The organism is Halobacteriovorax sp. HLS, assembly GCF_004006665.1.
GTDB lineage: Bacteria > Bdellovibrionota > Bacteriovoracia > Bacteriovoracales > Bacteriovoracaceae > Halobacteriovorax.
This window is the reverse complement of the sequence record NZ_QOCL01000001.1, coordinates 145,688-172,357: the sequence shown is the minus strand read 5'-3', so window position 1 is coordinate 172,357 and position 26,670 is coordinate 145,688. Positions and strand designations below refer to the sequence as shown.

27 protein-coding genes are annotated in these 26,670 nt (G+C 35.9%); 8 read left to right on the top strand and 19 right to left on the bottom strand.

Annotated elements, in window-relative coordinates:
* Positions 1-5: 5 nt before the first annotated feature.
* The 8 genes from DPQ89_RS00855 to pstS form a co-directional block, all read right to left on the bottom strand.
* A complete protein-coding gene (locus DPQ89_RS00855; protein ID WP_127714195.1) occupies positions 6-1,193 on the bottom strand; it encodes a hypothetical protein in 1,188 nt (395 codons plus the stop codon).
* A 225-nt stretch (positions 1,194-1,418) separates the two neighbouring features.
* A complete protein-coding gene (locus tag DPQ89_RS00850; protein WP_127714193.1) occupies positions 1,419-3,233 on the bottom strand; it encodes an ATP-binding protein in 1,815 nt (604 codons plus the stop codon).
* A complete protein-coding gene (locus tag DPQ89_RS00845) occupies positions 3,223-3,945 on the bottom strand; it encodes a response regulator transcription factor (RefSeq protein WP_127714191.1) in 723 nt (240 codons plus the stop codon). The genes DPQ89_RS00850 and DPQ89_RS00845 overlap by 11 nt, the downstream gene beginning before the upstream one ends.
* The gene (gene phoU, locus DPQ89_RS00840; protein ID WP_127714189.1) at positions 3,938-4,600 is read right to left on the bottom strand and encodes a phosphate signaling complex protein PhoU; all 663 of its coding nucleotides are present in this window, start codon (positions 4,598-4,600) and stop codon (positions 3,938-3,940) included. The genes DPQ89_RS00845 and phoU overlap by 8 nt, the downstream gene beginning before the upstream one ends.
* Positions 4,601-4,609: 9 nt before the next feature.
* Positions 4,610-5,371, bottom strand: a complete 762-nt coding sequence (gene pstB / locus DPQ89_RS00835) for a phosphate ABC transporter ATP-binding protein PstB (RefSeq protein ID WP_206611123.1) — start codon at positions 5,369-5,371, stop codon at positions 4,610-4,612.
* A complete protein-coding gene (gene pstA / locus DPQ89_RS00830; protein ID WP_127714187.1) occupies positions 5,371-6,234 on the bottom strand; it encodes a phosphate ABC transporter permease PstA in 864 nt (287 codons plus the stop codon). The genes pstB and pstA overlap by 1 nt, the downstream gene beginning before the upstream one ends.
* A complete protein-coding gene (gene pstC / locus DPQ89_RS00825; RefSeq protein WP_241558764.1) occupies positions 6,231-7,226 on the bottom strand; it encodes a phosphate ABC transporter permease subunit PstC in 996 nt (331 codons plus the stop codon). The genes pstA and pstC overlap by 4 nt, the downstream gene beginning before the upstream one ends.
* A 3-nt stretch (positions 7,227-7,229) precedes the next feature.
* Entirely contained in the window at positions 7,230-8,213 is a 984-nt protein-coding gene (gene pstS, locus DPQ89_RS00820; protein ID WP_127714185.1) for a phosphate ABC transporter substrate-binding protein PstS, read from the bottom strand.
* A gap of 213 nt (positions 8,214-8,426) precedes the next feature.
* Here pstS and ggt point away from each other — a divergent pair, with 213 nt between their 5' ends.
* The gene (gene ggt / locus DPQ89_RS00815) at positions 8,427-10,211 is read left to right on the top strand and encodes a gamma-glutamyltransferase (protein WP_127714183.1); all 1,785 of its coding nucleotides are present in this window, start codon (positions 8,427-8,429) and stop codon (positions 10,209-10,211) included.
* A 16-nt stretch (positions 10,212-10,227) separates the two neighbouring features.
* Here ggt and DPQ89_RS00810 read toward each other — a convergent pair whose 3' ends face one another.
* The 4 genes from DPQ89_RS00810 to DPQ89_RS00795 all read right to left on the bottom strand — a co-directional run bounded on the left by DPQ89_RS00810 (position 10,228) and on the right by DPQ89_RS00795 (position 13,332).
* Positions 10,228-11,169 carry a hypothetical protein gene (locus tag DPQ89_RS00810; RefSeq protein ID WP_127714181.1) on the bottom strand — a complete coding sequence of 314 codons (942 nt, stop codon included), beginning with the start codon at positions 11,167-11,169 and terminating at the stop codon, positions 10,228-10,230.
* A gap of 80 nt (positions 11,170-11,249) precedes the next feature.
* Complete coding sequence (locus tag DPQ89_RS00805) at positions 11,250-11,471, bottom strand: hypothetical protein (RefSeq protein WP_127714179.1); 222 nt, start codon at positions 11,469-11,471, stop codon at positions 11,250-11,252.
* A 164-nt stretch (positions 11,472-11,635) separates the two neighbouring features.
* Positions 11,636-12,655: a hypothetical protein gene (locus DPQ89_RS00800; protein ID WP_127714177.1), complete on the bottom strand. Its 1,020-nt coding sequence runs from the start codon at positions 12,653-12,655 to the stop codon at positions 11,636-11,638.
* Positions 12,656-12,726: 71 nt separating this feature from the next.
* Entirely contained in the window at positions 12,727-13,332 is a 606-nt protein-coding gene (locus tag DPQ89_RS00795; protein WP_127714175.1) for a globin family protein, read from the bottom strand.
* Positions 13,333-13,552: 220 nt separating this feature from the next.
* On the opposite strand from DPQ89_RS00795, the gene DPQ89_RS00790 reads away from it, so the two are divergent.
* On the top strand, positions 13,553-14,470 hold the full coding sequence (locus DPQ89_RS00790; protein ID WP_127714173.1) for a hypothetical protein: 918 nt from the start codon (positions 13,553-13,555) through the stop codon (positions 14,468-14,470).
* A 46-nt stretch (positions 14,471-14,516) separates the two neighbouring features.
* Here DPQ89_RS00790 and DPQ89_RS00785 read toward each other — a convergent pair whose 3' ends face one another.
* The 6 genes from DPQ89_RS00785 to DPQ89_RS00760 all read right to left on the bottom strand — a co-directional run bounded on the left by DPQ89_RS00785 (position 14,517) and on the right by DPQ89_RS00760 (position 20,677).
* On the bottom strand, positions 14,517-15,053 hold the full coding sequence (locus DPQ89_RS00785; protein WP_127714171.1) for a hypothetical protein: 537 nt from the start codon (positions 15,051-15,053) through the stop codon (positions 14,517-14,519).
* A gap of 212 nt (positions 15,054-15,265) precedes the next feature.
* The gene (locus DPQ89_RS00780) at positions 15,266-16,201 is read right to left on the bottom strand and encodes an ABC transporter ATP-binding protein (protein ID WP_127714169.1); all 936 of its coding nucleotides are present in this window, start codon (positions 16,199-16,201) and stop codon (positions 15,266-15,268) included.
* A gap of 2 nt (positions 16,202-16,203) precedes the next feature.
* Positions 16,204-17,175, bottom strand: a complete 972-nt coding sequence (locus DPQ89_RS00775; protein ID WP_127714167.1) for an ABC transporter ATP-binding protein — start codon at positions 17,173-17,175, stop codon at positions 16,204-16,206.
* Positions 17,175-18,062, bottom strand: a complete 888-nt coding sequence (locus DPQ89_RS00770) for an ABC transporter permease (protein WP_127714165.1) — start codon at positions 18,060-18,062, stop codon at positions 17,175-17,177. The genes DPQ89_RS00775 and DPQ89_RS00770 overlap by 1 nt, the downstream gene beginning before the upstream one ends.
* A complete protein-coding gene (locus DPQ89_RS00765) occupies positions 18,063-19,082 on the bottom strand; it encodes an ABC transporter permease (RefSeq protein WP_127714163.1) in 1,020 nt (339 codons plus the stop codon).
* Positions 19,082-20,677 (bottom strand): ABC transporter substrate-binding protein, encoded by a 1,596-nt coding sequence (locus DPQ89_RS00760; RefSeq protein ID WP_127714161.1) that lies wholly within the window; start codon positions 20,675-20,677, stop codon positions 19,082-19,084. Before DPQ89_RS00760 ends, DPQ89_RS00765 begins: the two co-directional genes overlap by 1 nt.
* Before the next feature lie 151 nt (positions 20,678-20,828).
* Here DPQ89_RS00760 and DPQ89_RS00755 point away from each other — a divergent pair, with 151 nt between their 5' ends.
* Positions 20,829-21,395, top strand: coding sequence for a heme-binding beta-barrel domain-containing protein (locus DPQ89_RS00755; protein ID WP_127714159.1), 567 nt, complete (start codon positions 20,829-20,831; stop codon positions 21,393-21,395).
* Positions 21,396-21,442: 47 nt separating this feature from the next.
* Here the strand turns inward: DPQ89_RS00755 and DPQ89_RS00750 are convergent, their stop codons facing one another.
* A complete protein-coding gene (locus tag DPQ89_RS00750; protein WP_127714157.1) occupies positions 21,443-22,186 on the bottom strand; it encodes an endonuclease I family protein in 744 nt (247 codons plus the stop codon).
* A gap of 171 nt (positions 22,187-22,357) precedes the next feature.
* Between DPQ89_RS00750 and DPQ89_RS18395 the strand changes: the two genes are divergently transcribed.
* The 5 genes from DPQ89_RS18395 (at position 22,358) to DPQ89_RS00730 (ending at position 26,623) form a co-directional block, all read left to right on the top strand.
* Complete coding sequence (locus tag DPQ89_RS18395) at positions 22,358-22,522, top strand: hypothetical protein (RefSeq protein ID WP_164848205.1); 165 nt, start codon at positions 22,358-22,360, stop codon at positions 22,520-22,522.
* Positions 22,523-22,645: 123 nt separating this feature from the next.
* Positions 22,646-24,427: a L,D-transpeptidase gene (locus DPQ89_RS00745; protein WP_127714155.1), complete on the top strand. Its 1,782-nt coding sequence runs from the start codon at positions 22,646-22,648 to the stop codon at positions 24,425-24,427.
* A gap of 115 nt (positions 24,428-24,542) precedes the next feature.
* A complete protein-coding gene (locus DPQ89_RS00740; protein WP_127714153.1) occupies positions 24,543-25,040 on the top strand; it encodes a hypothetical protein in 498 nt (165 codons plus the stop codon).
* Positions 25,041-25,081: 41 nt separating this feature from the next.
* Complete coding sequence (locus DPQ89_RS00735) at positions 25,082-25,600, top strand: SLBB domain-containing protein (protein ID WP_127714151.1); 519 nt, start codon at positions 25,082-25,084, stop codon at positions 25,598-25,600.
* A gap of 6 nt (positions 25,601-25,606) precedes the next feature.
* A complete protein-coding gene (locus DPQ89_RS00730) occupies positions 25,607-26,623 on the top strand; it encodes a glycosyltransferase (RefSeq protein ID WP_127714149.1) in 1,017 nt (338 codons plus the stop codon).
* Positions 26,624-26,670 lie beyond the last annotated feature (47 nt).

The window sequence follows — 26,670 nt, the reverse complement described above, 5'->3', positions numbered from 1 at the left end:
GAGTACTATTTAATTGATTCTTTATATATTTTTTCTAATGGAGCAAAGAAGCCTGAGAAATTAGGAATTGTTTGTTTCCAAAGAAAGTCAGGTCTCTCTGAGCTTAACCACTCACCACCGATAATTTCATTATTTCTGTTTATCTCTACTCTATAGTGATAATCTTTAAATGACTCTGATCTTGAGTCGGCCGGAACCATGCTCCATTGAGTGTCTATTTCAACTGTGTAGTACATTCTCGTTCTAATTTCTATTTCTTTAACAGTACCTTTTGCAGCACCTTCAGAGGCCCCTTGAGTTTCTTTTACTATTCTTGATTTGAACCCATGAACAGGTTGATTCCAAACTTCTAAGTCTCTTGTAACATCTACGATAAAGCCTTCATTAAGTAGACCAATCTGATTCGTTAGAACTAAATGAAATGCACCAGCATTTGTATCTCTACATTTAGAAGAGTTTATTTCTCTTTCATATTCTTCTTCAGATATAGAACCTTCTCTAAGTTGAGATCTGAGTTCTTCGAAGTCTGTATTACATCTACCTCCAAGAAAGAAGTTCGCAGCAGTCTTATCATAGTGAAGAAAATATGTAAGTAGTGCTTTTACATCTGAAGATCCAAACTTAACTTCTAGACCATCTTTATTTTTTAAAGTTACTGGATTTGGATTTGTAAAGCCGAGAGTTGCTGGCGCCCAGGCGTGACAAAGACCTTCCCACGAAGGAATTTCAAAGTTAGAGTCATATTGATCAGAGCCTTCAATAGTCTTCATAATATTTGTTCTTTCACGCTCATATTTAGTTAGTGGGAAATCGTATCTTCCAAGAAATAGATCATACTTTTCGGCAGGAGAGAGTTCTTCTGTTGAAGAAAGTGATTTTACTTGATCATCATTCATAATGGCATAGCCATAAGTTTCAGATTCGTCCCAGCTGTAAGTATTCCATCTGTGAGTAATACCACCTTTGTGTGTTGGCCAGTAGTCACCACTCCACGGTGTCGTTTCAAGGCTTGCACTTGTAGGTAATTTAGAAAAATCTTTAATGTAGTTGAGTTTTCCTACAGTGTAGTTTCTATTACCTCTAGTAATTTGCATTCTCTCAGGATTGTTTGTGCTGTTCCAGGCTTCTTTGATAACGGAAGCATTAGTGTTGATCGATGTTAAAATTAAAATGGTTGCCAATGTTGCTTTCATAATTTCCCTCTAATCAAAAATATAATCTTGAGGACTTATAACAAGTAGAGTCGTATTATTTCAAGTAATAAACTTGTTTAAAAATCATAAGTAGAGCTAATGTTTGTTTGGGGTAAGTAAAACTTGTTTAAGTGGTTGTAAATACACTTAGAGTATGGAATTGATCACATTATTGAATAAGATTCATCTTAAATTTAGTGTGTAGAAAGTAATAATGCCTTGTGTCTAAAACGGGCTCTTTTGAGGAAGAATAACTCTAAATGAAGTTCCTCCAAGAGAATTTGAGGAGATTTTAATATCACCCTGATGCTTTTGAATAATGTGCTTAACAATACTAAGCCCAAGTCCTGTTCCACCTAGCTGACTCGACCTAGAAGAGTCAACTCTATAGAATCGTTCAAAAACACGGCCGTGGTGCTTAGAGTCTATTCCAGGGCCATCGTCTTCTATTATTAGAATGATATTAGACGCTTCTTTATTCCAGCTAATTCTAATGAGGCCATTATCATTGCCGTACTTGTAGATATTATCTATTAAGTTCGTAAGAACCTGCTCTAGAAGATTTGGGTCAGCCCATAGTTTTTCAACATTTATAATCGTTTCAATTTTTTTAGACTTTTGCGGATGCACTAATCTAAGATTTGCGAGGACTTGTGAACTTATATCTTCAGCAATTATTTCGGTCTTATTTATTTTATTTAGAGATTCTATCAAGGATAGATTTAAAATCTCTTGAAATAAAACAGTGAGCCTATTTGAGTTATGTTCTATTTTCTCTAAGGCCTCTTTCGTTAATTCATTACTCTGTAGCTCTTTTTGTGAAGACAATATTTGAACATAGCCCTTCATCGCTGTCAGTGGAGTTCTAACCTCGTGTGACACGTTTGTTACAAAGTCTTCTCGCATTTGATCAGCAAGTTTTCTATCGGAGATATTATTAAAGCTGCAAACGGCCCCTAATATTTCATTATTTTCTCCAATAAGTGGGCTTGTTGTTAGATCGAACCAAGCATTACTTGAAGTTGTTCTGAGTTCGACGCTTCTTAATTTTACAACTTTCTTCTCACTTAAGCATTGATTGAAAATTCTTTGGATTTCTATAGAACGCGTAAGTTCAACAAGTTTAGTGTCCTTAGCATCTTTATTATGGGAGTTACCAAAAGTTTTGATATATCTCTTATTTATAAATAAAACACGTCCATCTTTATCAATAGCTAAAATAGAGTCTGATATTGAGTCCATTAAAATAGAGAACTTTTTATTTTGTAGCTGCAGTTCACCAATAAATTTTTCAAGTTGATCTTCAGCTTTATCTAAAGTTCTTTCTACAAAGTGCCACTCGTCATCGATAGTTAATGAGCTTTCAAAATGTTTAGAGGTAATAGTTAAGTTTTCGAATTCGGAAATCTTCTTAAGTAAAGACTTTAGAGGAGATGCAACTTGAATTGATGTATAAAGGCTAATAAAGGCCGAAACTAAAAGTAGTGGAATAAGGAAGAGTGCAATAGAGCGATCAAGCTTTTTCATCGCAATTGATATTTCACTTAAGGGAACAGATTGGCGAATAATGTAAAAGGTCTTAGTGATAGGGTGAGAAATCGTTCCTGCACCATAGATCATGTCATAATTAGTACTTTCACTATATCTAATTGAAGTACCAACTTCTTTAACAAGAGCTTCTTGTACTTCAGGTCTATCTAGATGATTATCTAGGTTTTCAATATCAAGGTAATTATCGCATACAACTTTTCCTGAAGAGTGTATGAGTGTATATCTGGTTTTCCAATTCATTTTCAGAGATTGGCACCATTTTAAAGGCTCGATACCTTGAGTGATGAGTGAGTGTTTGATGAGCTCAATTGATTCAATGAGCTGATTTTTAGACTGATTTGTTATATAAACTTTAATGTAGTATCGAGAAGTTATCGCAGTAGTGAAAACAATAAATAGCATTAGAAATAATTGAGAGATTGCTATTTTTTTAAAATATCTCCATGGAATAGTAGATAAGAATTTTTCGTAAATTGATTTAGAGATCATTCTTAACTCTATAGCCAATTCCTCGAATTGTTTCAATCATGTCCGAGTACTCATTAAGCTTCTTTCTTAAGCCAAATATGTGAGTGTCAATAGTTCTATCTGTTACGTGCACAGGGCCATCTTGAATAAACTCGACTAGTTGATTACGTGTTAAGACTTTTCCAGGTTGCTGTAAAAAAGCAACCATGAGCTTATATTCACTAAGAGTTAAGTCAATTGGGCTACCTTTAAGGGATACCTTGCATTGATCCTTGTCTAATGTGACTGGTCCTAATGAAAGAATATCTTCGTTTGGGCCTTGCGAACTCAAAAGATCTGACCTACGCAATAGTGATCTTACTCTCGCTAATAAAATACTAATGTCGAATGGCTTCGTAATATAGTCATCAGCTCCAGCATCAAGACCTTCAACAATATGCTCAGTGCTAGATAAAGCTGTGACCATAAGAATAGGAGATTGCTTAGTATGTTTAAAAACTCGTAAGAATTTACAAATATCTTGGCCGTTGATACCAGGTAGCATTCTATCAAGTACAAATAAATCAATTGGAGTTGTATCCGTTCGTTGAGACGGATGAGTTTGAACGAGCTCAATAGCTTCTGAACCATTATCAATGACAGTTACTTTATATCCATTAGAGCTTAGCTGAAGCTTGATTAGATCCGAGATGTCTTTTTCGTCTTCTACAACGAGAATATGTCCTTTACTCATTCGCTTGTGCCTTTTTGTCTTCTTTACGTCTTCCAAATTTTACATCGGGATTGTGTCTAATGTCAGTACCTGATTCTAGAAAAATAATATCTTCTGCGATATTAGTTGTTAAATCTCCAATTCTTTCAAGACACTTTGCAACTCTTATAATATAGAAACCATCATCAAAGTTAACTGTATCTGATTTCATCTTCTTAATAAATTCTGCCATTATATCTCTATATTGCTCATTAACCTCTTGATCATGCTGTATAACATCTGTCGCGAGTTTAGAATCAAGTTTAACAAAGGCATCTATACTATTTTTAACCATCATTTTTACATCTTCACTAAGTCCCTCAATTGAAGCTAGGGCAGAGCTAACTTTTTTTAAGTTTCTCTTGATGTTGACTGCTTGGTCACCAATTCTTTCTAGTTCAGAGTTTATTTTCATTACAGACAGGGCAAGTCTGAGGTCCTTGGCCGTAGGATTTTTAAGAGCGATATATTTAAATACATTGTCATCAATAGTTGTATGGTACTTGTTGATTTCATTTTCAAGAGCAAATACTTCTTTTTTAGTTGTTTCAACCTTTAGCGATTTGTCTAGAATCGTTTCTACAACAGATGCCATTTTTAAGGCCATATCTCTTAGGTCTTCACTTGTAATATTCATTTCTACCTCTTAACCAAATCGTCCAGTTATATAATCTTCTGTTTTTTGTTGTTTTGGATTAGTGAAAATATTCGAGCTTAAGTCATGCTCAATTAAGTCGCCTAGAACAAAGAAGCTCGTATAGTCTGCAACTCTTGCAGCTTGCTGCATATTGTGTGTCACAACTATAACAGTGTAATCATTTTTGAGCTCAGTCATGAGTTCTTCAATTTTTGCAGAAGCAATTGGATCTAAAGCTGAAGTAGGTTCATCCATTAATAAAACTTGTGGATTAACTGCTAAAGCTCGAGCAATACATAGCCTTTGTTGCTGTCCTCCTGAGAGACTTGTTCCTGGTCTTGATAGAATATCTTTAACCTCGTCCCAGAGCGCGGCTTTCTTTAAGCAGTTTTCAGCAACATTCATTAGCGTTGATTTATTCTTTATTCCTTGTAGCTTTAAACCAATAATAACATTTTCAAAAATACTCATTGCTGGAAATGGATTTGGCTTTTGAAATACCATCCCTATTTTCTGTCGCAATTCAACTGGGTCAACCTTATTATTAAGAATATCTCTTCCTTCTAGAATGATTTGTCCTTTTGCTTTTGCTCCAGGAACTTCTTCATGAATTCGATTGAGGCAGCGCAGGTAGGTAGACTTTCCGCACCCAGATGGTCCAATAATTGCTGAGATTGTCTTTTGAGGATAATCAACTGATATTCCTTTGACTGCATGAAAGTCATGATACCAAACATTTAAATCCTTTACAGATAGAGCGATATTTTCCATTAGTTATTTCCTCTACTAAATGAATTTCTTATTTTCTTAAAACCGAAAATTGTTCTAGCAAGTAAATTAATGCCAAGAACAAGGATTATTAGAACGAATGCACCTGCCCAGGCCTGTCTTTGCCAGTCATCGAAAGGGGAGATTGCGTAATTATAAATTTGTACTGGTAATGAAGCCATTGGCGAGTCTATTTCATAACTTAAATACATATTACCAAATGCTGTAAATAGTAGAGGAGCAGTCTCTCCTGCCGCTCTGGAGATCGCCAGCATAATTCCAGTAATTAATGATGAGAAATTTGATCTTACTATAATGAAGAATATCACTTTCCATCTTGGAAGACCTAGAGCGAGGCCAGCTTCTCTAATATGATTAGGGGTGAGCTTAAGTATTTCTTCGCTTGATCTACAAACGATTGGAAGAATAATTATACTTAGAGCAACTCCTCCCGCCATAGCGGAGAAACCTTTAAAGGGGACGACAATCATTAAGTAGGCAAAAATTCCGACCACAATGGAGGGAACACCTGTTAAAAGGTCAATTGCGAACCTCAAAAGAGAAGCTACTTTACCCTTTTTAAACTCACTTAAATATATTCCACAAAGTAGGCCTATGGGAATTGAAAGTATAGAGGCGAGACAAACAATATATAGGGTTCCTATTATGGCATGCCTCATTCCACCACCTGATTCTCCAACAGGCTTTGGAAGTTGAGTAAAGAAATCTAGATTTAGTGAAGAAGCCCCCATCTTTATTACAAACGATACGATCATAAATAGAGGTAATATCGTAACTAGTGCACCTAGAAGTAGAGAAAGGTAGAAAAGTATATTCTTAATTTTTCTGTACCTTAAGTAGTTCATTTAGACCTACCTTGTTGTTTCCAAACTATAAGTCTAGCAAAAGTATTTACGATAAGAGTTACTATGAACAGTAGTACTCCTACATAACACAGAGTTGATAAGTGAAGATCACTGTCAGCTTCAGCATATTCATTCGCTATGACTGACGCCATTGTTGCTGCAGGCGAAAATAGAGAAGCTGTAATTGTTGGAGAGTTTCCAATCACCATTGCTACGGCCATTGTTTCTCCTAAAGCACGACCAAGACCTAGAACAATTGCTCCAACGATACCTGAAAACGAAGGTTTTAGTACTGAGAGCTCTATCATTTCTACTTTTGTCGCACCAAGCGCAAGGGCCGCTTCTTTTTGTAAAGAGGGGATTGTTTTAAATATTTCTCTACTTATTGAGGTAATAGTCGGAATAATCATAATAGCTAATATGATTGAAGCCGTAAGGATTCCTATACCAAAGCTTGGCCCTTGAAATAGAGGTAGAAAGCCAAGCGTGGACTTAAGAAATGGTGATACAAAATCTTTAACAAAAGGACCAAGATAGAATATTCCCCATAGTCCGAAAATTATACTAGGTATTGCTGCAATCATCTCAATAAAGAGCGAGATAAAAGAGGAAAGTTTCTTAGGTAATACTTCTGAAATAAATAAGGCCACACATACGCTTATTGGTGCTGCAATTAAAATGGCAATGAAAGATGTAACAAGAGTACCAAAGATAAATGGAAGAGCACCAAATTCATCTTCTACAGGGTTCCAGTTGTCTGTGGAGATAAAGCCGAAACCAAACTCCTTCATTGCGGGTAGAGATGAATTTACTAGAAGGGTAATGAGTAAAATAAGTAAAATAATAACAAGAATACAAATAGTCTTTATTAGATAATAAACAATCTTATCTTGTTGTTGAAAAGATATCGATTTCTTCTTAATACTAAAAATCTCAGCTTCAATTTGACTTGAGGCTGAGTTTATTAGTTGAGGTCCTGAATCTTTCCCCACTTATTAAAGCTCCTTAAGCATTCTTTTTGCTAAAGACTTTGGAAGAGGCGCATAGTGAAGATCTGTTGCCATGTTCTGTCCATCTGTTAATGCCCACTTTAAAAACTTTTTAACTTCTTTTAATTGTTGTGTCTCTTCTTTTACAGGCAAGAGTATATAAGTAAATGCTGAGATAGGATAAACTCCTTTTCCTTTTGCATTTACTATAGAGACTGTTACTTTAGAATCTTTACCTTTTAATGTATCTGCAGAAAGAGAAACACCTTTTACAGATGGCTTAACAAATTCCCCAGCATCATTTTTTAGGGCAACTGTATTAATATTGTTCTTCAATGCATAGGCCAATTCAATATATCCAATTGCTCCTTGAGTTTGTTTGATAATTGCAGTTACACCATCATTTCCTTTTGCTCCAATTCCCGATGGCCACTTTAAAGACTTTCCTCTACCGATATTTTTTTCCCAGCTTGGTGAAATAGTAGAAAGGTAGTCTGAAAAGATTGCCGTTGTTCCCGACCCATCTGCTCTTCTTACAACTAGTATATCTTGAGCAGGAAGAGATAGTCCTTTATTGAGTTTAGCAATTGAAGGGTGATTCCACTTTGAGATTTTTCCCATGAAGATATCTGCCAAAGTTTGTCCATCAAGCTTTACGTCTCCAATTTCTAAATTGTAGGCAACCGCTACTGCTCCTAGAACAGTTGGAATATGTTTTACAGGCCATGCTGCTTTTTTAATATCTTTCTCTTTCATTGGGGCATCGGAGGCACCAAAGTCTACTGTTTGTTTAATTAGTTGTCTGATACCTCCACCAGAACCAATTGCTTGATAATTAAATTCTGTGTCAGTTGCAACTTTCTTATACTCCGAAAACCATTTTGAATATATTGGGTACGGAAATGAAGCACCGGCCCCGTTAACTTTAACTAATGCTGATGTATTAGCTGATAAAAAAAGTACAAGTAGTAGAGATAAAACTCTTTTCATTGATTGCTCCTTAAAGCTTATGTTTAGTTGACTATTTATATCAGTTCTTGAGACTTGCTTTGTTAGGATTGTGTTAGATCATTATCTTCTTTGGCCTAGATGAGATATTTTGTATGTAATTTCAGTGATTTATCGTGAGCGCTTCCGATGTATAGACTATTTCTAGTCAGCTCCTTTCGAACTCGTTAGAATAGTTCTCTTTAAGGAGAAGTCGTGAAATATCTAAATATACTATTATTATTTACTATAAGTTCTTGTTCTAACTTACAGAAGACTACACCGTACGAAAAAGAAGTTCGTCATGTATCACTTGGTGAGGGACAGGTTAAAGAGGATCATGAAAAATGGGGAGATGATTTTCTCATAAGTACTCAGGGGAAATTCGCCTCTATGTCAGCTCACAAAATGTTTGAGTTAAAGGGAAATATAATTGATGCTGCCGTAGCAGCTTCTTTTGTTCTTGCTGTTGAAAGACCTCAGTCAACGGGAGTTGGTGGAGGAGGATTTGCTCTATATCATGATGTTAAAAGAAATAAAGACTTTCCTTTAACCGTGGACTTTAGAGAGAAGGCACCTTTAAAAGCTCATGATAAAATGTTTTTAGATGACAAAGGTGAGGTTATAGCCCGTATGTCTTTAGACGGTATTTTCTCTGCAGGTGTTCCTGGAATGGTTGCTGGAATGCTTGAACTTCATAGAGAACATGGGTCTTTACCGTTAAATGTTGTTCTCGCCGATGCTATAGCACTTGCAAGAAATGGCTTCGTTATTTATCCAGAATTGGCAAAGGCCATATCTAAAAGAGAGAATATCATTAAAAGGTATAAAGCGACGTGCGATATATTTTGTAATGAAAAAGGAGAGATTCTTAAGCTTGGAGATAAGTTAGTCCAAAGAGACTTAGCTAAAACACTTTCTACAATAGCAAAAAATGGACGTGACGGTTTCTATAAAGGTTGGGTTGCAAAGTCTATTGTAGCTGAATATGAAAGGCTTAACGGATTAGTTACTCAAAAAGACTTAGATAAGTACAATGTTAAATATCGTGACCCAGTTAGTGCTGAGTATCGTGGACATAAAATTTTCTCTATGAGTCCACCTAGCTCTGGTGGAGTACACATTATTCAGATTTTAAATATTCTCAGAAATGATGACCTTGCGACTTATGGAGTTCAGCATTCAAAGACAGTACATTTAAGGGCCTCTGCTATGCAGACTGCATTCTCTGATAGAGCGAAGTACTTAGGGGATGCTGATTTTACTTATGTTCCAGTAAATGGACTTACTTCATTAGATTATGCAAAAGATCTAAGATATTCAATTCCTGAAAACCAAGCTCTAAATGATCTTTGGGCAAATTCAAGCGATCCATTTAAATTTGATATTAAAAGTGGAAAAGAAGTTCTAAAGAGACATGAATCAAATGAGACTACACACTTTACTATTGCTGATGGCAAAGGAAATGTCTTTGTTTCTACTCAAACTTTAAATGGATACTTGGGATCAGGAGTAGTAGTTCCTGGTACAGGTATATTACTTAATAATGAAATGGATGACTTTGCAACAAAGCCAGGAGCGAATAATCTCTTTGGTGCAGTTGGAGGGGAGAAGAATTTAGTTAAGCCGGAAAAGCGACCTTTGAGTTCTATGTCTCCAACAATTGTAGTAAAAGACGGAAAGGCAATTTTAGGATTAGGAACTCCTTCAGGGACTCGAATTCTCACATGCGTCGTTCAAACGATTATGAATTACCTAGATCATGAGATGCCACTTTATGAATCGATCTCGGCAACAAGAGTTCATCACCAGTGGAAACCAAATATTCTCTATGTTGAAAAAAGTGGACTGCCTGAAGGTACAATAAAAGACCTAAAACGCATGAGACATGAAATTGAATATAAAGACTTAGGATGTCGAATTCAAGCGATTGCTTTTGAAAAGGGGAGGCTTCATGGAGTCTCAGACCCAAGAGGTAGAGGTTTAGTTAGCGGTAAATAATCTTTTATGAGTCAGACTATTTATTTATGTCTGACTCTATTGTTTTGATTATCTTTTCTTTCTTGCTGCTGAATGTATCTGAAATTTTTGGTCTAAGCCAACCGAAGTTAATAGTCATCCCTAAATCAACTCCCTTTCTTTGCTCCTGAGTTAGAAACTCTTCTTCTTTAGCACCGTACATTTCTAATAAATTATTGTATCCGGCGATGTAGTCGAAATCATTTTCTTCAATAATACTCTCTTCAACATTGTCGCAGTATTCACGAATTTCACTATCGTACTTATTGTCTTTTTTGTATTGAATGAGTTTAACCATTTTGAGTAAGTGGTGAGACTTATCAATTGCAACGACAATTTCATCATGATTAAGGGCCGCTTGAGAAGTCACCTTCGTTCCTAAAATTAATATTTCACTCTTTGTAATACTAAGTTTAGTCCCGTCATAAATATTTGCTCTAAACGCATCAGAGATGACTTTGTAGAGCTGCTGGAAAGCATCGTAGCGTGCAACATAATACCAAGGTGCAGAGTATATCTCTCCTAGAATATGTCTTTGTCTTGAATTTGATCCATCATAAGAGCCTCTAAAGAAATAGGAGAGTCCTGGTGTTTTAACTTCATAATCTTGAATCTTATTTTCTAGTTGATTACAAATATCAATTCTATAGTGGTTGTCTTGTAGTTCTTTGAGGGTTTTGAAAACTTCTTCAATATTCTCAAGAGGAATTTTAATAGCATCCCTTTGTTCTTGAGTCAGATTGTTTACTCCTTTGAAGTTTGAAAATTGAGAGAAAGTCTTTGAATTTCGAACTCTCGCAATAGGAGTTTGATCTTCGTTAATACTTTTTTCTAAATCCTGTTCACTAGGTATTTTACTTAGAAAGAAGAAGAATGAGGCCGTAGCAGTAATTATAAATAGTGCGCCTAGAAGTACTGAGATTTTAAATATTTTTTTCATTAATAAAGAATAGCATATTTTACAAAAAATAAACCCCACTCAAAGGCGGGGTTTATTTTATTGATTAATTTTTCTTTTATCTACTGAAGAGTTGAAGAGACATAGAGCCTAAAGCACTTGTCTTTTGATCTACGTATCATACATTGACCACCTTCACGGCTTTCTATTAGGAAGTCATAGAATTCGGGCTGAGTATCTGCCACTTCTAAAACTGACTTACCTTCGTGTTCACCAAAGTCTATTACGACCAGGCATTCATCGATAATCCCTGTTACAGGACTTACTTCTTGTTGTGCCGCCATGTTCCCTCCTTAGAACGATAAACGAATAAAATACTGAGCCGAGGTTGGATTCACTTTCCGTGCAAATATTTCCTCTTACATTTATTCTCGAATAATGATTACGAAATGTAAAAGAGAAAATTAAATAAAATTAAAGAGTTAGAGCATTTTGGTCGGTTAATGTCTTACTTCTTAAAGAACATACTTTTGAAATAATTAACTATAAGTTTAAATTCGCCAGGGTAGTCATCTGAAATAAGAATTTTTGAGAGCTCTAAGGCATCAAAGAGGCTTGTGGCCTCTCGATAAGGTCTTGGGGTAATCATGGCAGCAATAACATCTGTAACGGAGATAATCATCGTTTCAAACCCACTAATCATTTTCGCACTCTTTTCGTCAAGTTTAGAGGTGTCTGGCACATGTAAGTCTTTTTTGAGTAGTGAGAAGAGATGGTGATTTTCCATAATTCCAAAATGAGCAGGTGATAGCTGTATTCTTCCTTGTAGTATTTGAACGCTTGTTTTTGGATGAGAGCTTAAGAGAGAGCGCTCTTCTTCAGTCAGGTTTTGTTGATCGTACTTTTCTGTCGGAATAACGCTCATTCCGATATCTTTGAAGTAACTGGTTACAAATAAACTCTCTACTTCTTTATAACTATATATATGGCTTAATTTTAGAATTCCAACCAGAAATAATGAAGAAAGAAGAGGTTGTGCAAAAATAAAATGATGCTTTTGTTTTAGATAGTCATGATAAAGTTTTTCGTGAATCTCTGGTCTTTCATAGAGGAACGAGCCCAGATTCTTTACTGACTGTAGTTGTAGCTTTAGAGTTTCATCATTAGTAGGATCTTCATAGAGGTAACTCATATTTAGAGTTAGTAGACCAAGTTGCTTGCGTCCTTTTTCAATAGGATCTCCAATTGATAAAGATCTCGTCACTGTACGCAGGTTATTCTGTTGAAGTTCCATGAGTTGGCTGCGTTTTTCTTGATGTACAAATACAATGGAGTGGTTTCTAGCGATTAAATCTTTTAGAACTTGCGAATTTATATAAGATCTTTCTCTTAGAATGAGTTTATAGAGACCATCCGACATACCAAAAATATCACAGGGAGTTTCCTGTAAAAAGAAAAGCTCTCTTATAGATATTGGAAGCAGTTTAAAGCTAAGTGAATTTTGTTTTAAAGCATCAAAGGCACTCATATCTTACTATTTTAGAATGAAAATGTATTTGTGTCGATGAAGTAATTCTGCCTCTTTCGAGGCAGAACTTTTTAGACGTTAAGAGGTTTTCGAAGAAGGTTCTTGGACTCTTCTTCAAGTGTTTTCAAGATAAGTTGTTTGATCTTTGGTCGAGCTATCTCTTTAACTAAATTCTCTAGCTCTTCTTCGATGACTTCAGCAACTAGCTCTTCACAAAGCTTCTTTGTGTACTCTCTTATATCCATTTTCTCTGCTTCTTTTTCTTCTTTAACGCTTTCCTTTGCTCCGGCGATCATTGTCGAGCTAATTACACCGTAGGCGTCGCTCCATGCTTGATTGAGTTCATCACTCCATTCATCATCAAAAAAGAAAGCAAATGTTTTAATAAGGCTAGCGCCTACTAAATCATAGTGTTCGGGTTCTGTATTATAGTCTAAATGCCTCGAACCCATACTCTTTAAATAAGGAACTAATTTCTCTGATTCTAAGTGATCAACGATATATACTAGTGAACCAAGTAGTGCCTTCTTCTGCCTATTCATATCTACACCTTCAAATAAGGCCTTGGACCCTGGGTAGTCACTCCATAGAAACTCATAGAATTTATCTGCGACATCAGAGGCCATTGGTTTAACTTTTTCAAACGAAGAGCGTAGTAGTTCAATATTAAGGGACATCTTTCCTCCAGAATTAATAATCGATATACCGACCTATCGTTTATAGTCTAAACAAAATGACTAAATTTATTCTTAAGACCACATATAGTGGGCAATTATCAGACTTTTTATATGTTCTAAGAAATGATAAACCTTATTGCTAAGTCTTTAATAAGAGGAGGAAAAAACTAAAAATTAATTTTAGGGTTCTAAAATATTCAAATGTCTATATATTTAGATAATGGCTAATTCTAAAAAGGCACGCGTAGGCGAGCTTAAAAATTATTTTGAAGAAAGTGATCTCGATAAGGAGCTTCAATTGAGCGATAATGGTCAGTTGAAATTCCACTGGGCGAATTGGAATAAGTCATGCCTTATTCAGAGAGAAAATATACTAAATGATTCTTCTAAAATTGAGTTACTTGAAAAAGGATTAGAGTTCTTAAAAAGCTATCCTATTTGGTATCAAAGAAATTTAGAGACAGTTAAATCCAACCTCTATGAGTTATATACTTCTTATTTGGACCCACGATTGAAAATGACATGGCATACTTTACAAAGTAATACTCAAGTCTCTCTTCATCATGAATCGGGTCCATATATCTCTTTAACTTCTATGAGATGGATGGATAAAGAAACTTATTCTTTATTTGTATTTAAAAAGTTACTCACAAGTTACTTTCCTTTAAGAGACTTTAGAGTTAGCGCTGATATTGAATTAACAGGGGAAGTTGATCATTGTCCACTTTCAAGAGTAGACCTAAGGATTACTCAATTTTCCAAGAAAGGAATTATTATTGCTATAAATGGTCATAGTTTTGAAAAAGTTACGAATTGTAATGACATTAAGCTACCCCTCAATTTAGAGAGTTTTGCAAAGATTAAGAATCGTGAGGATGTTCTAAGCTTTAATGCTTCTGGTGATGCTCATGAGCAGTATATTAATATTCATGGAAGCTCTATCAGAAGAGACGGTAATTTAGAAAATGCGAGTTTCAGTAATGGAAACGAATATTTCTTCTTTATTCCATATTCTGAAATTGAAGTAGTTGGTTCTTCACAGAATACACATCAGCTCTTTGGACACTTTGTAGAAATGTTAGAAACTATTTTTGAATCAGAAATAAGTAATGACTTATTTATTCCTAAGGCCGCATAGATATAAATAAGAGTGGTGTTAACCACCACTCTGTAATTGATTGAACTCACTTTTTTACCTGTATATCTTTAATTCCAACTGTTCCAAGTAGAAAAACTTTGTTGGATTTTAGGTGAAGCACGGAAACCTTTTTTCCATTTTTTAGAACTTCCCAAGAATCACCAATTCGATCAAGTTCTAATTGGTAAGACTTTCTTGTTCCTTTCGCTCCATTGTAGAGGGTGTCTAGCTCTAGGTTACCACCATTATGGGAAGCGAAATTATCACTTTTTAAATTAACTATTTCGTGACCATCTATCTTTTCAATATTGACACCTCTTTCCATTCTATCTAGAGCTATCAGCTTGCGCTCGATCCTCTTTGCTTTAGCATCAAATGTATCTTTGTAGAACTTCTCAATATCTTCATTCTCATTGGTGTCGATGACCATTTTAAAAGTATTGGAATTCTCATCATTAGTTATTGAAAGAAGTGTTCTCTCTAATGCGTATGCATTAATACTAGTAAGTAGTGTTAATAGAATTAATACGCTGATTGTTTCTGTGTACTTTTTAGCGTTTGCCATAATCAAATTTGATCTCATTTGTCTCTCTCCTGTTCATGGAATATTGCCTTTGATTGAGAGATATGCGATTTGCATGCCAAAAACCATGAGTACAAATAAGGGGAATCATTATTGTTGAAAGTGGGGCGCTTGGCACCACTTTATTAAGTATCAGAGTGGCACCATAAGTCAGTAGACTTAATGGCACTACACTGTATTTTTTTCAAAGTGAATTTGCAAAAACGTGTTTCTTATACCTCGAAACACGCTGTCATACGACCTTCTTTACTTTCTAAGGGAGGAGTTTGCTGCGAACATTTCTGCGTCGCTATTGGACATCTCTTATGAAATGCACAACCCGTAGGAGGGTTTAATGGAGAAGGAAGCTCTCCCGTAATAGGCTCATGTTTATTCTTATCAACGCTTACGCTTGGAGAACTTGCAATGAGTGCTTTTGTGTAAGGATGAATCGGATTATCAAATACTTTCTCTCTTGGGCCATATTCAACTATCTTTCCTAGATACATAACTAGGATTTCATCACTTATATGATTTACTACATGAAGGTCATGAGAAATAAAGAGATATGTTAGTTCAAGCTCATCTTGCAGTTGCATTAGTAGGTTTAGAACTTGTGCTTGAATAGAAACATCTAATGCTGAGACTGGTTCATCACAAATTAGAACCTTTGGGTGTAGAGCAAGCGCTCTTGCAATCCCAAGTCTTTGTCTTTGACCACCACTAAACATATGTGGATAACGTTCGGCCATCTCTTTTCTTAGACCAACTTTTTCCATTAGAGAAATGGCCTGATTGAAACACTCTTGTTTAGAAAGTTCTGTATTAATCATTAGAGGTTCACTAATTAACTGCCAGGCTTTTTTACGTGGATTTAGTGAAGAGTATGGGTCTTGGAAAATCATTTGAATAGCTTTTCTGAAGTCCTTAGACTCAAGAGAAAATATATCTTTTTGTTCAAATGATATTGACCCATCAGTTTTAGATTCAAGTCCCATTAGTGTTTTTGCAAGTGTCGATTTTCCACAGCCAGACTCACCAACAATACCTAAGGTTTTCTTTTTAGAAACTGAAAAGCTCACTCCATCAAGTGCTTTTACATATTTTGTATCTTGAAATGGTTTTGTAATTGGGTAGTGCTTTTTTAAGTCTTTTACTTCTAAAATCATAATTAACCTTGAATTAATGGATGAAAGCAGCTTACTGCATGATTTTCTAACGTAAGTGAAGGCATCTCTTTTAAACACTGTTCTGTTTGATACTCACAACGCGGATTAAACTGGCACCCTGATGGACGCGCTCTTAGGTCAGGAACCATGCCTGCAATAGAAGGAAGTTTCGATCGAAAACCACCTTTAGACTTGCCTGGTAAAGAGCTAAGTAGACCATTAGTATATGGGTGTTGTGGCGTTTCGATTATGTCTCTTGCGCTACCTGTTTCAATAACTTCCCCTGCATACATTACCTGAATACGATCAGAGTTTTCAGCAACGACACCTAGGTCGTGGGTTACTAGTATCATGGCCATATTATTCTTAGCTTGAATATCTTTTAGGAGTTTTAAAATTTGGTCTTGAATTGTAACGTCGAGCGCCGTCGTTGGCTCATCTGCAATGAGAAGTTTAGGATTGCAAGCAATTGCTTGGGCAATCATTACTCTTTGACTCATTCCACCGGAGAGTTCGTGTGCATAAGACTTTGCTCTCTCTCTTGGAGCAGGAATTCCAACTTGATCTAGCAAATCAAAAACAAATTCTTTTCTCTGATTTTTTGTAAGATCGGTTCTGTGCAAGGCGAGAGTTTCTTCTATTTGATAACCAACTGTGAAAGATGGGTTGAGTGCAGTCATTGGATCTTGAAAGATCATCGCAATATCTCCGCCTCTTAGAGCTTGCCACTGTTTTTCTTTTAAAGAGAGTAAGTCATTACCTTCAAAGTGAAGCTTACTTGCAGAAAGTTCTGCCGTATCTGGAAGCAGTCCCATTATTGCTAAATTAGTAATTGATTTCCCACAACCGGATTCACCAACGATCCCAAGGGTTTCTCCTTGGTTAAGCGAAAAGCTTAAATCTCTAATGGCATGGATAGTGCCTTTTGAGGTTTTAAATTTTAAATTTAATTTATCTATTTCTAAAAGCATTATTACCTCTTAAGTCTTGGGTCGAGTGCATCTCTTAGACCATCTCCAAAGAGATTAAATCCTAAAACCACAAAAAGAATACAAAGCCCAGGTAGTGTTACCATCCAAGGAGAACTTTCAATAAATGGACGTGCATCTGCTAACATTGTTCCCCACTCTGGAGTAGGGGCTTGGGCGCCCAGTCCTAAAAAACCAAGGGCCGCAGCATTTAAGATACCATCACTAAATCCTAGTGATGCCTGAACAATAAGCGGGGCCATGCAGTTTGGAAGTATTTCTATAAACATTATTCTCAGCGAGCTAGCACCAAAAGTTTTTGAGGCCATCACATATTGCTTTTTCTTCTCTGCAAGCACTGAAGCTCTAACGATTCTTGTAAAGCCTGGTATGGATACGATGGCCACTGCGATGATGGCATTCGAGATTCCTGGACCCATTACAGAAACTACGACAATTGCCAGTAGAATTGATGGAAAGGCCATTAGAATATCTATAAATCTCATAATCGTTCTATCGATCATTCCTCCGTAATACCCTGATAAGAGGCCTAGAAAGACTCCAATGCTACAAGAGATAATGACAACGAAAAAACCAATCATCATCGAGATTCTTGCTCCATAAATAAGTCTGCTTAGAAGGTCTCGACCAACATCATCTGTACCAAAAACAAATAGAGGATTTCCTCCTGCTGAAAATGAAGGAGGTATTCTAAGATTTGTCGGATCAATAGACGTTGGATCAAAAGGAGAGATCAAAGGCGCAAGTATAGCTAAAATAGTAAAGAATACTATTAGAGCAAGTCCAAAAACAGCTCCTCTGTTTTGAGAAAAATATTGCCAAAATTCAACAATAGGGTGGTCTAGTTTTTCTTCTACATTTACTTGGTCCATTTAAGACCTCATCTTTGGATTAGCAACTGCGTAAACTAAGTCTACGAGTAAATTAATAATAACAATCATTGTAGCGATAAAGAGAATTCCACCTTGAATCACTGGATAGTCTCTACCGTTAATACTTGCAACAAGCCATTTTCCAATACCAGGCCAAGAGAATATGGTTTCTGTAAGAATTGCCCCTGTAATAATTGAACCGAACATAAGTCCAATAATGGTAACAATTGGAATGAGAGCATTCCTTAGGGCATGAATACCTATAATTTTTCGTATTGGTAGTCCCTTTGCTTTAGCAGTTCTTATGTAATCCTCTCCAAGAACTTCTAGCATACTTGATCGTGTCATTCTAGCCATTACAGCAAGAGGAATCGTCCCCATTGCTATAGCAGGAAGTACTAAGTGAGATAGGGCCGAAAGAAAAGGTCCAATACCTTCTTCATTAAGAGTCTGTGGTAGAAGAGTATCTATAAGCATGAAACCTGTTACAGTTTCTACTTCAAACATTATTCCAATTCTTCCCGAGACAGGAGTAATTCCTAGTTGGACAGAGAAGAATAATATGAGGATAAGGCCCCACCAAAAAATAGGCATAGAGTAGCCGACAAGGGAGCCACCCATTAAGAAGTAATCATAGAAGGAGTTTCTTTTAACTGCTGCTAGAATGCCAAAGGGGATGCCTAATAGCGCCGCAAAGATAAGAGAGCATATCCCAAGTTCTAGTGTGGCGGGAAAGCGTGAGAAGAACTCATCTACCACTGATCTTTTAGAGATAATACTCTTTCCAAGATCCCCTTGGATCGCATTGCCTATAAAAGTCGCGTATTGCTTGTACATTGGTTGATCAAGTCCAAGCTCGCTCTTCATTCGTGAGTAGACTTCTGGGTCGGCCCCTCTTTCACCAAGCATGAGCATTACTGGATCCCCAGGAACAAGCCTTATTAAAACAAACGATAAAATAGAAATCCCTACTAAAGTAGGGATTAAGTCTAGAAGTTTTTTAAAAAGAAATTTTAGCATTACTTTAAATCCACCGTCTTGAAAATATCTCCGCCAAGAGGATCTATTTTATAGCCTATTACTTTTGAACTCATGGCTCTAAAGATAATAGAGTGTGCAATAGGAACCCAAGGGGCCTGTGATTTAAATACTGTTTGCGCTCTTTCATAAAGCTCAGTTCTTTCGCTTAGGTCAGTAACTCTTTTTGCCTTTACTACAAGATCTTCAAAATCTTTATTACACCATCTCGCATAGTTCGAGCCTGCTTCAACTGCCGAGCAACCAAGAAGAGTGTAGAGAAAGTTGTCTGGGTCACCGTTATCTCCTGTCCAACCAAGTTGAACCATAGCGTGTTCTCCTGCAGATGACTTCTTTAAATATGTTGGCCATTCATATGAAATGAGTTTTACTTTGATGCCAACTTTTTCAAGATCTGCTTGCATCATTTCACCCATCTTCTTACCATTTGGATTGTAAGGACGAGTTACTGGAAGAGTCCAGATTTCAGTTTCAAATCCATTGGCAAAGCCAGCTTCTTTTAAAAGAGATTTCGCTTTTTCAATATTATAGTCGTAATCAACAACAGAGTTGTTATATGACCAAATAGTAGGAGGAAGTGGATTCTTTGCAGCTTTTGCATGACCTAGGTAAATTGCATCGATATATGCACTCTTATTAAGAGCGTGATTAATGGCCTGTCTAACTTTTAAATTATCGAAAGGCTTTTTTTGAGTATTCATTGCAAGGTAACCAACATTAAGGCCAGGTCCTTCAAGCAAAGAGATCTCTTTATTATCTCTCATTGAGTTTATATCTGCTGGAGAAGGCTCAATAACTAAATGACATTCTCCAATTTTTAATTTCTGGTAACGAACTGAAGCATCTGGAGTTATTGCAAATGCAAGTCTATCAACTTTTGGTGCACCGGCGAAGTGATCTTTAAAAGAGTTGTACTTAATAATATTATCTTTTTGATATGAAGAAAAAGAGAATGGGCCTGTTCCAATAGGAAAGTTATCAATTTTATCTTTAGTATCAGCTGCGATAAGAGTATCGGCGTATTCTTTTGAAAGAATACTCATAAAGCTCATGGCCATATTTGCAAGAAATGGAGCCTCAGGTTTATTTAGAACGATCTTAATAGAATGATCAGAGAGTTTAACAATATCTTTAATAAGGTTACCCATATCCATTCCGTTGAAGTACTCATAAGTACCACCACTTACTTTGTAATACGGGTGTGTAGATACTCTCATTCTATCAAAAGAAAAAATCACATCATCTGCATTCAATTCTCTTGTTGGAGTAAAGTATTTAGTTGTGTGAAACTTTACGCCTTTTCTTAGGTTAAAAGTATATTCAAGTTTATCTTCCGAAATACTCCAGCTCTGCGCAAGAGCTGGGGTTATTTTAGTAGAGCCGTACTCAAATTCTACTAATCTGTTATAAATAGTATGGGCCGATGCGTTGTTTGATGTGCCATCAGACGTGATTTGTGGGTTAAAAGCAGTTGGACTTCCTTCAGAACAGTAAACAAAAGTTTTTTTGCTCGGTCCTTGCTTATTACAAGCTGTTGCAATTGCGCAAATAGCGACTAGTATTGCTAGTTTTCTCATCGAGAACTCCTAAAATAGTGTGTTGAAAATTGCACTAATCCTATCGGACTTTCTCGAAATTGAAACGATGCGTATGGTCGCTGTAGGTATAATAGATTTGTTGTGGAGGATTCAGCTGATTTTGTTATCATATTCTTAAATAGGAGAATATATGAGTAATGAAAAGAAAAGTTTAGGTCCACTGTCTTATCTCGTCGGACTCTGGTCGAGTGGAGAAGACTTTACAGGTGAAAATACGGCCCCTTCACCTGATAGAGATACTGAGAATACTAAATTCAAACAAGTTTACAGGTTTGAGCAAATAGATGATGTTGAAAATCATGAACAGGTATTAGGTGTTCTTCGTTATAGTACTATGGCGTGGGAAGAAGGAGATGATGATCCTTTTCATGAAGAAGTAGGCTATTTCATTTGGGATAATGAAAACAAACAGGTGATGAAGTCATTTGTAGTTCCAAGGGGAGTGAGTGTCTTGGCCGGTGGAACTGTTAGTAGCGATGCCAATAGCTTTGAAGTTCATGCAAAGCTAGGTAGTGAGACCTATGGAATCTGTTCAAATATTTTTTTAAATGAAGAGTTCAAAACTGTCGCTTATGATTTAAAAATAACTAAAAATAACGAGAATTCATTTTCTTATGATGAGGATACTCAAATCTTAATGAAAGGGAGAGATTCTATTTTTCATCACACTGAGAAGAATACACTTACAAGAATGTAAATCCATGAAGGGAGTTTAGTCAGATTGAGTAAACTCCTTACTTTTAATTAGAAGTTTGAAATAATGTCTACAAGCTCAGGCTGGTCTATAAAAGGGTTTGTATTCTTTTGGATTCTAGAGACAGCTTGATTTCTATCAATTTCTTCTTGGTCAACTGGATCTTCTTTATTCCACTTCTTAAACCAAGCTTCTTGTTTAGGATCAATTTTCATTTGATATCTAGCAGAGAAGTAGAACATAGCTCTTGCAATATTACCTCTATGTTCTTTTGGTGGCTCAAAACAAGTTGTACCGTCTTTATCTTTACCAAGTGCAGACATATTATTTGTCCAATCTGTGGTAGTTACTTCACAAAATGGGTAACTAGAACGGATTGAATTAACTTCGGAGTTACATGGGAATAGGTGATGAAGATCACTTACGGCAGGTTTCTTACTTGCTCCCTTTGACTTTGGCCAAGTGTGTTCTGCGTTCATTTCTCTGTGGTTTGGTACTCTTCGTGTACTTAAGCACTCCTTAGAGTATACTGAACATACTTTTCCATCGTGATGATCTAAGTTTTTAAACATTTGAACTTTTGCGCTCTTGTAGGAAATTGAGCTAGAGTTTCTAACCATTTTTCCAATGATCATCTTTGCTTCAAGATCACATATATTTCTTAGGTTGGAATACTTTGATTTGATTGACTTGTTAGACTCTATTTTTCCCCATTTTGATTCACACTTTGAAGACAAAGCATTTGCATGGAAAGTGAAAAGTGAAAGTGTAAATATTGTTAAGATAGCTTTCAAGAACAAGTCCTTTATAATGTGTTGTGTGAATTTAATGTTAGTTATACGAAACTTCAACAAAAAACTTAAATTAATCTAATATTTACCATTAGTTTGATTATGGATGTTGAGGAATGTTGCGATGTGTCTTTGAGAGGCGTATAATGAGAATAACAAGTGGAGGTCTTTTATATGAGAAAAAAGAATTCTAAAGAGTTAGTACGTTGTAAGAAAAGTAAACTCACCTCTCGCCAGCGTAAGGCAAGAAATCATCTTAAACTTTTTACTTTAAAGAAGAATACGCCCGAGTGGGAGATCCTGCTGGAAGAGTATCGGCTTAGAAAGAGTGCTGCTTAGTAATATCAGCCATTTAGATGCTGTAATGTTTACATCGTGGGGTTAAATCTTTTGACGCGATGTGTTGTTTGTTGTACTTTCTCCTAAAATTTAAATGTTTCACACGCATTTTAGGAGAATTATATGAATAAGCCATTGATGCTGCTAGCTGTAACTGGCATGTTGGCCACAGGTTGTGGTGCTAAGCAAGAAGAGTATCCAAATACTGGTTCTGCAGTCTATGAAAAAATGATGGGGTCTATGACTTCAGTTGATGAGCTAGTTCTCGGTCAGAACTATTATACTACGGCCGCTTTAGCCGTGAGAAATGAGAGTGGGGCGCGATTAGGTCTTCTTTCTAGACATGATAAAGTTACTGTAGTGTCTTTTGACGGGATAAGTGGCAAGTCAGGTTATGTTCAAATAACATTTCGAAAGAAGAGTTATCACAATATTTTAGATTCCGAGAAATTCTTTGTTTCTCTTAAATATTTATCTGAGTCAATTGAAGACTATAGAGATTTTAAGGGGAAATACTTTGTTATCCAAAATCTAGCGACAGAAAGACTTCGTGTTTACGAAAATATTTGTAATGCTCAGAAGGTTTGTAATCATAAGATGGTTATGGAAACAGAGATGGCAGTTGGTGAGAATACTAAAGAGACAAGATCAATTGTTGGTTCTTTTAGAATAACTGATTGGTGGAAGTTTTACCAAGATCATGCTGGACATTATCCTTCTTGGTATCGAGATTCTTATCCGGAGCCACCTAAGGCAGGGTCTGGTTTTTTAAAGTGGTTTAAAAGTAGATATATGCCAGTCATTGGTGATGATAGAAAAGGTGATATGCGTGGAGCATTTGGATGGTATACAGCTTGGGTTGGACCTAATCATCATTCGCAGTGGACTCATGGAACTATTGGGTGGGGAAGTGATAAGGATAAGCTTATTAAGGCCACTAAGAAGTTTAGTATAAATCTAATTGCAAACCCTAGAAGCTCGGGTTGTTCAAGATTGAATAATGAGGCAATTGCTTATTTAAGAGAATTACTTCCAGTAGGTACGCCAATCATTAAGGTATACGCTAAGGAAGCTTTACTAGATAAGAATCGTTCGAAGTATACTTTTGAGCATGATTCTTGGGATTATATCCTTACAAAGAATAATGCATATTCTACAACGAACTTCTCTGCTGATAAGAGCTCTGTTCTTTCTAGAGGTGTTGGGAAAGATAGATGGATTGAAGAAGGAACTTTTAGCGTTGATAATTATCCAACTATGTACAACTTTACTCCTGGTGAAGACTTAAGTTCTAGAGAAGCGAAGACAAGTACGTCTGGTAATGTATATAGAGTTGATGAAGATAAGATGAAAGGTATTTACTACGTAGATGCTGGACTCTTGGAAAACTACTCTCATCCTAAAACTGAAGAAATCGTAAAGGGTGGATTTAGAAATGAGTTAGCTCCTGATTATGTGATTCTTACTGAAGGAAATGATAAGAGTGAAGCGACTTACACAAGACCAGAGGGAGATAATGATGATGAAGAAGTATACATCGTTACTCAAGAGGTGAATGGAGCTGGAGCTGCTGTAGTAGAGAGAGGCGATAAGCAATACGCTTCTGATATGAAGAATGCATTTGTAACAGGAGAGAATTTAGAAAGAGACTCTGAGATAAATATTAGAGTTCAGGTATCTTCTGGATCAATTGCAAAGTTTTCTCTCGTCGCTGTAGATGAGGATGATTGGAAGTTAGTAATGAGTGAAGAAACTTCTAAAAGCTCAGATAAGTTAATAAAGTCTTTTATAAAGAGATACTTTAAAAATAAAAAAGAAGTTGCAGTCAGAGTGCGTGTGAACTCTAGTTCAGTTGAGATTAAAAAGTCAGCTGGTCGCAATGTTGAGTTTATCTATAAAATATAAGTTATAGATAGTGTAAAAAAGGCCTCTCAAAACGAGAGGCCTTTTTTTAGTGTTAGAAAAAGTTATTAGTGTACATTTCAAATTAGGTTTAAAATATTTCCAACATGGAGATAATGTGAAAATCAAAACCTTAATTCTTTTATACCTCTTATCCACAAGTATTTTGGCTACAGATAAATTGGCCGGTTGTTACAAAACGATTCAAATTGATGGACAAGATATTGTTCAAGGACCAAATCCCGAAAACTCTGAGTCGCAAGTTTATACCGTTCATAATGAGTATTATCGAGACTTAGAAACAGAGCAAAGACTTGAAACAATGATCATCTCTGTTTTCAATGGTTATAATTCACCTTGGTATGGATTTTCAAATTTAGTCTTACCTCTAAGTAAGGGGCAGTGGAGTATAACGCAAGATGTAGTAACATTTAAGATGGATGAGGATTTACTTTATATCAATTCGAATTATAGAAGATCAAAAGTAGACTTTTTGGTCAATAGCTCTTTTACGTTTAAAGGAAATAGAGTTATAGCAGACTTATATTTCTCCAGCCTACGTAGAGGACTTTTCTACGATTTTACAGTTGTTTTAGAGAAAGCGGTTTGTCTTTAATTTATCTTGAGAGTATTTGTCTCTGGTGTTAACCTTTTAATATGAAAAAAATTAAAAATATTATCACTTGGTTTATTCTTATTACTTTGTCGTTCAATTCATATGCGAATGACTCAATATCATTAAATGATCTTGCACTTCCGTCAGAAGTGAAGGATTTAAAAAAGAACCCTGGCTCAATTTACTATTCGCCGACTTCTAAAGGAAAACCTCTAGTCCCTGTTCATTTTTGGGGAGAGGTACAAAAGTCAGGATTACACTACGTCCCTGTCAACACAACTTTAATTAGTGGTATTTCATTGGCCGGAGGGCTCACTTCTACTGCCGACTTAGAAAGTGTAAAAGTAACGACGAAGAATGGTAAAGTTTTAGAGAGTAAGGACTTTGACTTAACAACAGGTGGGACCAAAGAAGCCTATGAACATAAGTTAAAGCCAGGTGATACAATCTTCATTAAAAAGACAAGATTTTATGAGAATAGGGCCTACTATACAAGTTTAATAGGCGTTCTTGCTACATTACTTTCATCGTACGCCATTCTTAATCAAGTAAAAAAATAATATCTAATGAAAGTTCTACAGCTTGCAAAATTTAATCCCTCTAATTATTACGGAGGGATTGAAACTGTAGTGAGAACAATTCAAAAATCTCATGAAAATCATAGTGACAAAGTATTGAACATCGTTAGAGGTCATGGGGGCCCTTCTGTAAATTTTGGCCTTGATGGAAAGTTCTTTTATCTAAAAAGGGCGTGGTGGATCTTAAAAAGTGCGAGAGAGTTTGACCTTATTTATATTCACCTTCCAAACTTTCTGTGTTTGCTACCTTTGCTGTTATCACTAAAAAGTAAAAAAAAAGTTATCTGTGTCTATCACTCCGATGTAATAAAATGGGGGCTCATTGGACGCGTTTATCAAATTATAACGAAGTACTTATTACTAAATATTGAAACGATACTGTGCTCTTCTAATGAGTTAATTTCTTCTAGTGATACTCTTTCACTACATAGAGATAAGTGCGTTGTTATTTCTTTTGTAAGTGATATAAAAGTTAATGAAACGCAGAAGATAACAGATGGTGACTACTTGCTGCTCATTGCTAGAAAGTCACACTATAAAGGTTTAGACTTTGCTATAGATGCGCTGTCTGGTCATAAACTTCCTTTAAAAATCATTGGAACATCAGAAATCTCAAAAGAACCTAATATAGAATTTTATCCAAACCTAGATGAGGAGAGTAAACTTGAACTAATAAGAAATTGTAAATTTCTTATTGTCACTTCAAGCTCGAAATCTGAAACTTATGGAATATCAATTGTTGAGGCTTTTTCTCAGGGGAAAGTCGTCGTTGCCCCAGACCTAAAAACCGGTATAAATAGTCTAGTTCTAAATGAAAAAAGGGGACTTCTTTTTAGACCGCGGGATAAAAAATCCTTTTTAGAATCTGTTGAAAGGCTAACTACTGATAATGAGCTCCGTTTAGCAATGCAAAATAATGTAGTAGAGTTTTTTAGTAGAGAACTTGTCTTTGGAAAATTTGAAAAAGAGTTGATGAAATTAGTGCGGAAAAAAATGCCTCTGTAAAATATTTATTTAGTAGCCACCTTCATTCTTAAAGAAATCTTATTAAT